A 12,829-nucleotide genomic window follows, 5' to 3' on the forward strand; every position below is an offset into this window, starting at 1 on the left:
CGTGCTCGTCGCCGCGACCGTCACCCGGCGCATGCGTAGGTGAAGGCGGCCGAGGCTTCGAGCGGGGTCGTGTCCGGGCGCAGGACCTGGAGGCGGGCGGTGCCGTGGAACCGGCCCGGACCGCGGACGGTCCAGCGAAGGCGCAGGGCCACCTCGTGCTCGCCGCGGCGGGCCGTACGGGTCAGCACCCCGGACCGCTGACCGTCGCTGCGCAGCCAGCGGTACGTGAACGGGCCGGCGCGGCCGTCCGTGGTCACCACACCGGTCACCTCGGCGGTCCCGCCGCACGCCAACTGCTGCGGCGGGGCCGTGACCCGGACCGCCGTCACCGCCGGGCCCGCCGTCGGACGCAGCAGCAGCCACAGCACGACCGCCACCGCCGCCAGCGCGGCGGTGGCGCCGAGCAGACCGGCCCGGCGCCGCCGTCGGCGGCGCACGGGGGCGGTCGCGGGAGCCGGGGCGGCCCACAGGGCGCGCAGCGCCTCCTCCTCGGAGGGCGGGACGCCGGGGCCGAAACGCAGCACGATCTCGTCCTCGTCCTCACCGGGTGTGGGCGTGAGCGGCGTGGCGGGTTCGCTCCGGTGGCGCTTGCCGAGGACGGTGCGCTGTTCGTCGGGAGCGACGGGGGCGGGGGAGTCCGCCGCGGTGACCGCCGCCGGTTCCGTCGTCCTGGGGGGAGCCGGCTCCGTCAGTTCCGTCAGGGCGGCGGCCGCCGCCGCCCGCAGGGCCGTCCTGCGCAGGAAGTCCCGGGGCAGCGTCGCGCGCGCCGAGGTGAGCGTCGTACGGGCGGCCGCGAGGCCGTCGGACCCGGCCGTGTCGGAGCAGCGGGCGAACAGGTCGGCCGCCGGTGTGCCGGGCGCCGCCCAGGTCGCGCCGAGGGTACGGGCGAGCGCCGCCCACGCCGCGATGTCGGCCTCCTGGAGGGAGGCCGTGGAGGCGTCGGCCCCGCCCAGCGCGGTGGCCAGCGACGCCTCGGCGAGCAGCGCGGTGCCGTCCGGGGCGAGCACCACCTGGCCGGGGGTGAGCGATCCATGGGCGAGGCCGGCCGCGTGGAGGGCGAGCAGCGTCTGCGCGGTCTCGTTGAGCACGCTCGCCGCGCTGCCCTCGTCGAGCCCGGGCGCGCCCGTGGCCAGCAGGTCGGAGACGGTACGGGCCGGGGGGCGCGCGACGATCAGCCATACGTCCCCCGCCTCCCGCAGCAGGTCGACCGTGGCCGGTACGCCCGGAAGCCGCAGCTTCGCCACCGCGCGCACCGCGGCCGTGAGCCGCTCCCGCGCACCGCTCGGCGCGAGCAGGGCGCGGTGGATCCGCAGGGCGCCGAGGGGCGGTTCCGCCGAGTCGGCGGGCCCCAGGGCGTACCAGGTGCCGAACCGGCCGTCCCGCGACCAGTCCGACAGCGCGCGCCCGGCGACCGAGGCGGGTGCCGGGGTCGTCGGCGGCGTCGGCGGTGTGCTCATCGTGCCTCGTTCTCCTGGGTGGTGGTTCAGCACGGCGGGGCGTCGGCGGAGGCCGTCCGCGTTCCGCCCGGGGACTGCGGGCTGCTGCTGACGGCGATGTTCCAGGTGCCCCGGCACGGGTGGTTCGCGAAGTCGCCCTGGAAGGTCAGGGAGTACCGCGTGTCGCCCGACAGCCGGCGGGACTGCGAACCGTAGGACTCGGCGGGCGTGTCGGCGTAGAAGTCCGCGGTGAGCGTCAGCGGACCGGTGCCGGTGGTGTCGACGGTCACGTCGGCGATCAGCGTGCTGCCCGCCCCGCGGCGCAGGGAGCCGATGACGATCGTGATCGTGCCCGGCGTCGGGGCCTCCGGGGCCGTGGTGGTCGGATCCGGGGTGATGGGCGTCGGAGCGGTCGGCGTCGGGGTCGGGGCGGGCGTCGTGGGGTCCGGTCCGGGCGTGTCCGTGGTCGGTGCCGTCGTCGTGTCGCCCGGTGTCGGTTCGGCGGAGGGGCTGCCGGACGGCGACCCGCTCGGCGTCGGAGAGGCCGAGGGCGGGAGGGACGAGGAGGACGGGGCCGGGACACCGGATGCCGGAGTCCGCGACGGCACGGAGACGGCCGAGGTCGTCGTCGTGTCGTCGGCCGTTCCGGCGTTCGCCACCGCCACCGCACCGGCCGCGACCACGGCCAGCACGGCGGCCCCGATCAGCGTCTTTCCGAGGACGCCCTTCAGGCGGCCCAGGACCGTCAGCGCCGGCGTCGCCTCGTACACCGCCGTCGTCGTGGCGAACGGGAACAGCAGGGCGAGCAGGGCGGCGAGCCGTCCGAGCCCGCGGCGCCCGCGCTCCTCCCAGTCCGCGCCGTAGCCGGCCGTGGCGGCGCGTTCGAGTCCGGCGAGGAAGGCGTCGATGCCGGGCCGGTCCGCCGGGTCCTTCGCCAGGCCCGCGCGGACCAGGTCGCGCACCGGCTCGGGCACGTCGGCCACCTCGACCGGCGCCCGCAGGTGCTGGAGCCGCAGGGCGATCAGGTCGTCGGCGACGAACGGCTGCCGGCCGGTGAGGCACTCGTGGAACACGGCCGTCGCCGCGTACACGTCGCCCGCCGGGCTCGCCGGCTCGCCGTCCCACTGCTCGGGCGCCATGTACGCGGGAGTGCCCGCGGCCTCCGCCTCGCGGCCCGCGCGCACGGCGATGCCGAAGTCGGCCAGCGCGCTCGAACCGTCGGCGCGCACCAGGACGTTCTCCGGCTTGTAGTCGCGGTGCACCACCCCGGCCGCATGGGCCGCGCCGAGCCCGAGCAGCGAGCCCTTGAGCAGCACGAGCGCCGCCTCCGGACCCGTGGCCCCGTGCTCACGCAGCAGCTCGCGCAGGGTGACCCCGTCGACCGCCTCCATGACGATCGCCGCGCCCCGCCGGGCCTCCACGTACTCGTACAGCCGCACCACGCACGGGTGCCGCAGCTCGCCGAGCAGCCGCGCCTCGGCACGGAACCGGGCCAGGAACTCCCGGTCGCCGTGCAGCCGTTCGCTCAGGTACTTGACGGCCACGGGCACCCCCGTCGCCTCGTGGCGCGCCAGGACGACCCGCCCGCCCGCGCCCCGGCCGAGCGTCCGCACGGCCTCGTACCCGGGAACCGCCCAACCGCCCTCCTTCACCCGGGCGTTGGACGACCCTTCCTTCTGTACGTCGCTCATGCCGTCCCCTCCACGGCCGTGCCGACCACGGCCGTCCCGCCCGCCGCCGCGCGACGCCGCTTCACCACGCGCGCCAGCCACCGCATCGGCGCCGCCCACACCGGGAACGCCACCAGGGCCACGACCACCGCCACGATCACCGTGTCCCACGGCGCGGGCACCCGACCGTCCAGCCACTCCCCGAGCCGGGACCGCCAGGCCAGCAGGGCCAGGACCAGGAAGCCGTACGTCCCCACGACCACGGCCAGGCCGTACGCGGCCATGCCCGCCTGCCGCGGCCCCGGCCGGCGGCCCGCCCGCAGGTCCCGCCACAGCCCCTTGCGGAAGTACGCGCTCGCCTCCTCGCGCAGCCGCGGCACGCGCAGCGCGTCGGTGAGCGCCTGGTAACCGTCGAGCGGCATCAGCGGGTTGAAGTTGTACAGGGTGTTCAGATACAGCCCGAAGGCCAGGTGGAACAGCACGGCCGAGACCGGCCCCACCGGCAGGAAGGCCGCGCCCACGGCGCACCAGCCCGCCAGGGCGGCCGTCGACACCGGCCCGGACAGCGCCACCACGACCCGCGACCAGCGGGTGCCGAACCACATGTCGCTCGTGTCCACGAACGCGAACGGCATCCCCATCATCAGCATGAAGCCGCCCCGCCGGACCCTCCGGCCGTACGACTTCACCGCCAGGGCGTGCGCCAGTTCGTGCACCACGAGCGCCGAGACGTAACCGGTGGCCAGCGCGACCGGCCCCCAGACACCGGACCCGCCGAAGTCGAGGAGGTGCTGCCGCCCCTGAGCCACCGCGAAGAACACCACCAGACCGCCGAGCAGCGACAGCCAGACGAGCGCCACTCCGGTACGGGTGAAGAACCGCCAGCCGCCGCCCGCGTACAGCCGGGACACGAGCCCGTCGAGGCCCGGCACGGACACCTCCAGCTTCAGCAGCGCCCGGTACACGGCCCGCCACACCCGGCGCGGCCCTGACACCGCCTTCTCCTCCCGCCGCCCCGGCAGACCGCGCAGGAGCCCGGCGCCCTCGAACGCCGCCAGCGCGGCCTCGATCCGCGGCAGCGCCAGTTCGCCGAAGCGGTCCGCGTACGCGAAGAGCAGGTCCCGCACGGTGACGTCGCCGTCGAGGGCGTTCCACAGGAACGCCTCGCGCTCGTCGAGCCGGAGGTACCTGCCGGTCCGCGTGTTGCTCAGCACCCAGTACGGCTCCGCGCGGCCGCTCGTGGGCACCTGCTTGAGCGCCCACCCGCCGCGGCGGCGCGGCCGCGCGGTGAGCGGACCGTGCGCCTCCGGCGCCTCCGGCTCGGGTACGGCCCCGGCCGGCAGCCCGGTGAGCTGGGTGCCGGCCATGACGGTACGGGAGCCGATCCGCGCGTCCCTCGGCTGCTCGAACACCAACCGCACGTCGCCGACGGACAGTTCGGCACCGTCGTCCAGGCGCGCCGAACCGCCGTGCAGGGTCGCCCCGGCGACGGCCGTGCCGTTGAACGAGTCCAGGTCCTCGACCCGGAACCCCGACGCGTCCCGTACGACGCGGGCATGACGGCGCGACACGCTGCCGTCCGCCAGGACGACGTCGTTCTCCGCTCCCCGGCCCAGCGTCGTGACCTCGCCGGTCAGCGGGACGAGGAGATCGGGGTCGTCGAGGCCGCGCAGCCGGGGCGCGGCGAACGACGCCGGTGCCGCGCCGCGGCGCAGGGTGCCGCAGCGCAGGCAGTACGGGAAGTCGCGCCGCACGTGCACGCGACAGGCATGACAGAGCATGGTCGTGGGCCCGGCGCCTCAGGAACCGGCGCCGAAGGAACCGCCGGACAGGCCACCGAGCGCGTCGTGACCCGGCCCGGCGGTGTGCAGGTGGCTGTCGCCGAGCCGGTCGAGCCCGGGACGGACCAGCCCGCCGCGGGCGCCGTCGGAATCGGGACCGGGCGTCTCGTCGCGCCCACCGCCGCCGCTGGGCCGACGGCCGTTCTCGCTGCTGCCGCCGTCTCCTTCTCCGTCACCGTCGCCTCCGCCGGTGCCGCCGGAGCCGGGTCGACGGCCGTTCTCGCTGCTGCTGCCTTCGCCGCCCCCGCCTCCTTCGCCGCCGCCGTCGCCTCCGCCGGTGCCGCCGGAGCCGGGCCGGCGACCGTTCTCGCTGCTGCTGCCCTCTCCGCCGCCACCACCGCCTTCGCCCCCGCCGCCGTCGCCTCCGCCAGTGCCGCCACCACCGCCTTCGCCCCCGCCGCCGTCGCCTCCGCCAGTGCCGCCACCACCGGGCCGGCGGCCGTTCTCGCTGCTGCTGCCGTCCCCGCCGCCACCGCCACCGTCGCCGCCGCCGCCTTCGCCTCCGCCGGAGCCGCCACCGGGTCGACGACCGTTCTCGCTGCTGCCGCCGTCGCCCCCGCCTCCTTCGCCGCCGCCGTCGCCTCCGCCGGTGCCGCCGGAGCCGGGTCGACGGCCGTTCTCGCTGCTGCTGCCGTCCCCGCCGCCGGAGTCGCCTCCACCGCCTTCGCCGCCCCCGGAGCCGCCGTCGTCGCCGTCCGCGTAGACGCCACCGTGCCCGAAGCTCTCGGGACCGCCCCCGTGGCCTCCGAACTCTCCTCCGAACCCGCTGCCGTGGCCGCCTTCGAACCCGCTGCCGAACCCGTCGCCAAGCCCACCGCCGTGGCCGCCCTCGAACCCGTCTCCGGCGCCACTGCCGAAGCCGTCTCCGGCGCCACTGCCGAAGCCGTCTCCGGCGCCACCGCCGAAGCCGTCGCCGAAGCCGTCGCCGAACCCGCCCCCGAACTCGCCGCCGAAGCCGCCGTCGTGGCCGCCGAGTCCGGCCTCGCCGAAGCCCGTATCGCCGTCACCGAAAGAGCCGAAGTCCCCGAAGCCTCCGGTGTCCCCGAGGCTCCCGGTGTCCCCGAAGCCCTCGGCGTCCCCGAGGCCGCCGAAGTCACCGAAGTCGCCGAGGAGGGAGCCGTCGTCGCCGACGGGCGTGTCGGTGAGGGCGCCGCCGATCAGGCCGGCCGGGTCGGACGCCGTCCCGTCGAGCTGGGCGGCCAGGTCATGGGAGTGGCCCAGGGCCTCCGCCGGGTCCTGGGGGGCGGCGTCGACGGGCACGTCGTGGGCGGCCAGGGCGTGGGCCGCGTTGCCGAAGAAGAGCGACGACTTGGACAGCCGGGCGTCGAGGGTGGCCGGCCCCTCGGCCGTACCGGACTCCACGCGGAGCCGGCGCAACTCGTTGACCTGCTCGGGAGTCAGACCGAGTCCGCGCGCCACCTCGTCGGGGTCGCCGTCGAGGTGCTCCGCGAACGCGGGATCGACCGCCAGACGGGTCATGGCATCGCGAAAGGCGTCGTTGTCGGTCATGGCCTCACGTCCTCCGTCGGTACGCGTGCGCGCACGGTGCTCCCGGCGGGAAGTGGAGGGTCCCCCTGGTCGGCGGCATGGATGCCTTTCCGGCCATCCCAACCGATGCCTACATGGAACCTTATAGAGGCTTTCGACCGCCTGGTGCAAGGGGCCAGGAAGGGACGAAACCGCCTTTCGGGGGCCGTCCCGGCAAACAGGTTTCAGCCAGTCTTCGTTCTCCGCACCGTGTACTGCGATCGGAGCGGTGGCCTCCGGCGCGGGGGCGGAGACCGGCGCCCCGGCGGAGCCTCGGATACGGAGCCGATCCGGCGGGGAAATGTGATCGACTGAACCGGCACGTCACCATGTCGGCGAACGAGGCGTCACGTCTCGTTCCTCAGGACGGGAACGTCATGAAGGTTCTGCTCACAGGCGCCACCGGCTACATAGGCTCCGCCGTCTCCGAACACCTCGCCGCCGCCGGGCACCAGGTCGTCGGAGTCACCCGAGGTGCGGCGTCGCACCCGGCCTGGCACGCCCGGCTGGTCGGCGACACCGCCGAACCGGCCTCGCTGGCCGGTCTGGTGACCCCCGACATCGAGGCGGTGATCCACCTGGCCCCGCCGAGCGGCGACGCCGACACCGACCTCGCCGCCGTCGACGCGCTCGCCACCCCGCTGCGCGGCACCGGCCGCCCCTTCGTCTACACCAGCGGCGTCTGGGTCCTCGGCGCCACCGGCGAGGCCCAGGAGGTCGCCGAGGAGGTGCCGACCGACCCGATCGGCATCGTCGGCTACCGTCCGCGGATCGAGCAGCGGGTGCTTGCGGAGGTCGCCGAGGACGTGCGCGCGGTCGTCGTCCGGCCCGGCATCGTGTACGGCAGGGGTGGCGGCATCCCCGCCATCCTCGTCGACCGGGCCCGCAGCCAGGGGGTGCCCGAGTACTTCGGCGAGGAGGGCGTCCGCTGGCCGACCGTCCACGTGGACGACCTGGCCGAGCTGTTCGTGGCCGCCGTCGAGCGGGCCGGGGCCGGCACGGTCTGGCACGGCGTCGGAGAGTCGGCCACCCCGGTCCGGGACCTGGCCCGCGCCGCGGGCCGCGCCGCCGGAGTGCTCGCCGCCCCGCGCGTGCTGTCGGTGGAGAAGGCCGCCGAGGACTTCGGCCCGCTCTTCGCGGACGCGCTCGCCCTCGACCAGAGCGTCAGCGGCGCCGCCGCCCGCACCGCCCTCGGCTGGCAGCCGTCCGGGCCGGGCCCGGTGGCCGAGCTGGTCTCGGGCTCGTACCGGCCGGTCGAGGTGTTCGGTGCCCCCGAAGGCCCGGAGACCGACGCCGAGGTGGCCGCGATCCACCGCCTGGTCGCCGAGGTCGAGCACGCCCAGCAGAACGAGCTGGTCGACCGGTTCCTGAGCGTCTTCCGCCGGGAGGACCCGGTGTGGACCACCGGCCACGGCAAGCGGCTGTCGGGCTTCGAGGAGATCGAGGCCTTCACCCGGAAGGTGCTGCCCGGCGCGATGGCCGAGTCCACCGCCGTCTACGACGTCGAGCGCGTGCTGTTCCTGCGCCCCGACGTCGCCGCGGTGAACGTCCGCCAGCAGCCGGTCGCCCACGACGGCACCCGGATCCCCGACCAGCCCGAGGGCCGCCCCTTCTACGTCCTGGTCAAGGAGGACGGCGCCTGGCGCGTCGGCGCCGCCCAGAACACCGTCGCGGTCGGCTGACGCCCCGCACGGCCGGACGCGGCTCGCGTCGCGTCCGGCCGGATGACCGAGACGGTATACCGGCGTGGTGAGGTTATAGCAGGGTTCTTCGCCGTTCGAGGGGCAGTGGTTTCTCATTCTGTATACCAATGTCTACGATGACGGCCTCGCCATGAGTCCTCAGGAGGCCGTATGCGCACCCGTTGGCGTGCCCGCCACGTACTCGCCCACCAGGACGGCGGTCACGTACTGCTGCGGGACGGCGAGGTGGTGTGGGAGGACGACGTCATCGTGTACGTCGGCCCGCGCTACGAGGGTCCGGTCGACGAGGAGCGCGACCTCGGACGGTCGCTCGTCATGCCGGGGCTGATCGACCTCGACGCGCTCACCGACATCGACCACCTCGTGCTCGACTCGTGGTCCGACCCCGAGCGCGGCCACGGGCTCCAGTGGTCCCTGGACTACTTCACCCACCGCCGCCGCGACGTGTTCACCCCCGAGGAGCGGCACACGGTCCGCGAGTACGCCCTCGTGCAGCTCGCCCTGCACGGCATCACCACCTACATGCCGATCGCCTCGGAAGTGCACAGCGCGTGGGCCGAGCCGTACGACGAGCTGGTGGCGATGGCCGAGACCTCGCGCCGGCTCGGGCTGCGGGGCTACCTCGGTCCGGCCTACCGCTCCGGCGTCAACGTGGCGCTGCCCGACGGCAGTCGGGACGTGGCGTTCGACGAGAAGCTGGGGCGGGCCGGGCTGCGGGACGCCGTCCGGTTCCTCGACCACCTCGACGAGCTCGCCGATCCGCTGCTGACCGGCGTGCTGCTGCCCTGCCGCATCGAGACCCTCACCGAGGAACTGCTGCGCGAGACCGCGGCCACGGCCCGCCGGCGCGACGTCCTCGTGCGGCTGCACGCGCTCCAGAGCACCCTGGAACGGGACCTGGTCCAGGACCTGCACGGCATGACCCCCCTCGAACTGATGGAAAGCACCGGCCTGCTGGGCACCCGACTGCTCGTGCCGCACACCGTGCTGGTGGACCGGCACCCCGACGTGCACGGCGAGGACCGGGGCGATCTGGCCACGCTGGCCCGCGCCGGCGTGTCCGTGGTGCACTGCCCGCAGACCTCCCTGCGGTACGGGGACGTGCTGCACTCCTTCGGCGCCTACCGGCGGGCCGGCGTCAACCTCTGCCTCGGCACCGACTCCTTCCCGCCCGACCTGATCCGCGGCATGGACCTCGGCGTCCACCTCGCGAAGGCCGTCGACGGCAGGATGGACGCGGCACCCGTCGAGCGGTACGTCGAGGCCGCCACGCTCGGCGGAGCCCGCGCCCTGGGCCGCGGCGACCTGGGCAGGCTCCAGGCCGGCGCCCAGGCGGACCTGGTCGCCTTCGGTCTCGGCGACATCCGCGACGGCGTGCAGGACGACCCCGTCCGCACCTTCCTGCTCAGCGGCACCGCGCGGCAGGCCACGGACTCCGTCGTCGCCGGCCGCCCCGTCCTCGTCGACCGCGGCATCCCCGGGGTCGATCTCACCGCCCTCCAGGAGCGGGCGCAGGGCCTGTTCGAGAAGATGCGGGCGGCGTACGGCGAACGCGACATCCTCCGCCGGGACGCCGATGAGCTGTTCCCGCCGGCCTTCCCGCCCTTCCGGGACGGCGCCCGACCGGACGGGGTGCTCCCGCCCGCCGAGTGACACGGGCCGAACCGCCGCCCTCCGGGGGCCTTTTCGCCGTGCTGATCGACGAATCCTGCCGTAGGTCTTCCAGAACAATGCGACATGTGAAATTTTACACGTCACGTGTCAGACGCCCGTGCTTCCCAGCATGTGGCCCCAACGGCCCCGGAGGCCCCCACAGATGCTTCCCTTCCGGATACCGAAGACCCACGCGCGAAGACTCCCCGCGCTCGGTGCGGCGGTCTTCCTCACGCTCGGCCTGTTCGCGCCGCAGAGCCAGGCCGCCACCGTCGGCGCCACGGCCCCGGGCGGCGCGAACAAGGCGGGGACCACGGCCTCGTCGCGGTCGATCCCGGTCCCCAGGTCGCCCCATGCGATCAGCAAGAACCCCCGCTTCCGCCTCTCCTCGCAGGACGCCGCCGAGGAGTCCGCCCCGCGGTCCGCGCCCGCCGCCAAGGCGGGCAAGCAGGCGTCGGCCATCGCCGCCGACGCCTGCGGCGACCTCTCCGGCGTCATCAACGCCACCGGCACCGCGCTCGTCAACGAGCTCAAGGCGCTCCCCCAGATCACCTGTACCTACCCGCTGTTCAACCTCACCGGGGAGAACGCGCGGAAGGCCTTCCGCGAAGCCCAGATGGTGACCGTCGCCAACGCGCTGCGCGACAACTCCGCCTCGTACGCGGGCGACAACGGCGCCTCCACCGGGCAGCTGGTGATGTTCCTGCGCGCCGGGTACTACGTGCAGGACAACAACGCGGACGTCGTCGGCGCCTACGGTCCGGCGCTGGAAGGCGCGGCGCGCGGCGCCCTCGACGCCTTCTTCGCCAACCCGCGCAGCAAGGACGTCACCGACGCCAACGGCGAGATCCTCAACGAGGTCGTCACGCTGATCGACAGCACCCACGAGGCGGGCCGGTACGCCGGTGTCGTGAAGTGGATGCTCGGCGGCTACACCGGCACGTGGCCCGGTCAGATGAACCTCGCCATGCAGCACGTCGAGTGGGTCGTCGAGAACGGCTTCAAGGCCAAGAACGACGCCCGCGGCTGGCGGGCCGCCCTCAAGGCCGACCCCGCGATCCTCGACACCTGGGCCGGCTTCATCACGCGCAACGGCGCGGAGCTCAACCGCCTGGACGTCGTCAGCAACGTCGGCCGCTACCTCGGCTACGCCCTCGACGTCCCCGAGCTCAAGGACAAGGTCCGCCCGCTCCTGAAGGACCTGATCAACCGGTACCCGAACGTCGGCCCCACCGCGCCGCTCACCATGAACCTGGGCTGGTACACGCGCCAGTACGACAGGGGCAACTGCGCGGCCTACGCCATCTGCGACCTGGGCCAGCGCGTGCTCCCCCTCGTCCTGCCGACCCAGTACACCTGCAACGCCGGCCTGAAGATCCGCGCCCAGGACATGTCCCCGGACCAGCTGGCGAGCACCTGCACCAGCCTGGTCGGCGAGGACGCCTACTTCCACCGGATCATCGGCGACCAGGGCGCGATCCCCGGTGACGTGAACACCAACCTGGAGGTCGTCGCCTTCGACGACTACACCCAGTACGCGCTGTACGCCTGGGCCATCTACGACATCGACGTCGACAACGGCGGCATGTACGAGGAGGGCAACCCGGCGCTCCCCGGCAACCAGGCCCGCTTCATCGCCCACGAGGCCAGCTGGCTGCGCCCCGCCTTCCAGATCTGGAACCTCAACCACGAGTACACCCACTACCTCGACGGCCGCTTCAACATGTACGGCGACTTCGAGGCGGGCATGACCACGCCGACCATCTGGTGGGTCGAGGGCATCGCCGAGAACATCTCGTACGGCTACCGGAACGAGCGCAACGCCAACGCGATCGCCGAGGCCGCCAAGAACACGTACAAGCTCAGCGAGCTCTTCGACACCGTCTACGGCCAGGACGCGGACCCCGACGTCAACTCCAACCGCGTCTACCGCTGGGGCTGGCTCGCCGTCCGCTACATGCTGCAGAAGCACCCCGCGGACGTCCAGACCGTGCTCGGCAAGTACCGCACCGGCGACTGGGCCGGGGCCCGCACCGTCCTGAAGCAGACCATCGGCACCCGCTACGACGCGGACTTCGCGACCTGGCTGTCGACGGACTGCGCCACCAAGGACTGCGGAACGCTGCCGGACGCCTCGACGGCCGCTCCCGTCCCGCTGTGCACCGGCAGCGACCCCCGCCAGTTCGACCAGAACTGCCGCCGGGACAACCTCGCCGCCACCACCGGCAACTACAGCTACCACTTCGTGTACCTGCCGGCCGGCGTCAAGCAGCTGACGATCACCAGCAGCGGCGGCACCGGCAACGCCGACCTGTACTACGGCGGCGGCAGCTGGGCCACCACCAGCGCCTACCAGGCGAAGTCCACCAACGCCGGTAACGGTGAGACCCTGACGATCGACAACCCGCCTTCCGGCTGGGTCTACTTCAGCCTCGCCGCCGCACAGAGCTTCAGCGGCGTGACCCTCTCCACGCAGTCCAAGTAAAACGGTTCGCCGGGGCCCCGCGGGGCCCCGGCGAACGTGTTCCCCGGCATCTGCTACTTGGGGTCGCGGTTGAAGACGGACTTGGACCAGAAGTAGCCGAGGAGGGTCAGGGCCAGGCTCCAGGCGAGGGTGAGCCAGCCGTTGGGGCCGATCTCGGTGCCCAGGAGGAGGCCGCGGAGGGTTTCGATGGCGGGGGTGAAGGGCTGGTACTGGGCGATGGGCTGGAACCAGCCGGGCATCTGGTCGACGGGGACGAAGGCGCTGGAGATCAGCGGGAGGAAGATCAGGGGCATGGCGTTGTTGCTGGCGGCCTCGGCGTTCGGGCTGACCAGGCCCATGCCGACGGCGATCCAGGTCAGGGCGGTGGCGAACAGGATGAGCAGGCCGAGGGCGGCCAGCCATTCGATCCAGGTGGCGTCGGTGGAGCGGAAGCCGATCGCGAGGCCGACCGCGCCGACCAGCAGGACGCTGGCGACGGACTGGATGACGCTGCCGATGACGTGGCCGGTGATGA

8 protein-coding genes are annotated in these 12,829 nt (G+C 73.9%); 3 read left to right on the plus strand and 5 right to left on the minus strand.

Annotated elements, in window-relative coordinates; genetic code table 11:
- Positions 1-20 precede the first annotated feature (20 nt).
- From ACH4TP_RS14175 to ACH4TP_RS14190, 4 genes are read right to left on the minus strand one after another with little or no spacing between them, the layout of a single operon-like run.
- On the minus strand, positions 21-1,457 hold the full coding sequence (locus ACH4TP_RS14175) for a hypothetical protein (RefSeq protein WP_398437805.1): 1,437 nt from the start codon (positions 1,455-1,457) through the stop codon (positions 21-23).
- Positions 1,458-1,483: 26 nt separating this feature from the next.
- Positions 1,484-3,127 carry a serine/threonine-protein kinase gene (locus ACH4TP_RS14180; protein ID WP_398437807.1) on the minus strand — a complete coding sequence of 548 codons (1,644 nt, stop codon included), beginning with the start codon at positions 3,125-3,127 and terminating at the stop codon, positions 1,484-1,486.
- Positions 3,124-4,866 carry an FHA domain-containing protein gene (locus ACH4TP_RS14185; RefSeq protein WP_398437809.1) on the minus strand — a complete coding sequence of 581 codons (1,743 nt, stop codon included), beginning with the start codon at positions 4,864-4,866 and terminating at the stop codon, positions 3,124-3,126. The genes ACH4TP_RS14180 and ACH4TP_RS14185 overlap by 4 nt, the downstream gene beginning before the upstream one ends.
- Positions 4,867-4,905: 39 nt before the next feature.
- Positions 4,906-6,456, minus strand: coding sequence for a hypothetical protein (locus ACH4TP_RS14190; RefSeq protein WP_398437811.1), 1,551 nt, complete (start codon positions 6,454-6,456; stop codon positions 4,906-4,908).
- 395 nt (positions 6,457-6,851) lie between these two features.
- Between ACH4TP_RS14190 and ACH4TP_RS14195 the strand changes: the two genes are divergently transcribed.
- From ACH4TP_RS14195 to ACH4TP_RS14205, 3 genes are all read left to right on the plus strand, one after another.
- A complete protein-coding gene (locus ACH4TP_RS14195) occupies positions 6,852-8,156 on the plus strand; it encodes an SgcJ/EcaC family oxidoreductase (protein WP_398437813.1) in 1,305 nt (434 codons plus the stop codon).
- A 171-nt stretch (positions 8,157-8,327) separates the two neighbouring features.
- Entirely contained in the window at positions 8,328-9,830 is a 1,503-nt protein-coding gene (locus tag ACH4TP_RS14200) for a chlorohydrolase family protein (RefSeq protein ID WP_398437814.1), read from the plus strand.
- A 163-nt stretch (positions 9,831-9,993) separates the two neighbouring features.
- Positions 9,994-12,315: a collagenase gene (locus ACH4TP_RS14205; RefSeq protein ID WP_398437816.1), complete on the plus strand. Its 2,322-nt coding sequence runs from the start codon at positions 9,994-9,996 to the stop codon at positions 12,313-12,315.
- Between the two features lie 53 nt (positions 12,316-12,368).
- Here ACH4TP_RS14205 and ACH4TP_RS14210 read toward each other — a convergent pair.
- A partial coding sequence (locus tag ACH4TP_RS14210; protein WP_398437817.1) for an ABC transporter permease occupies positions 12,369-12,829 on the minus strand: 461 nt, incomplete at its 5' end.

This window comes from Streptomyces sp. NPDC021012 (assembly GCF_044333355.1).
GTDB lineage: Bacteria > Actinomycetota > Actinomycetes > Streptomycetales > Streptomycetaceae > Streptomyces.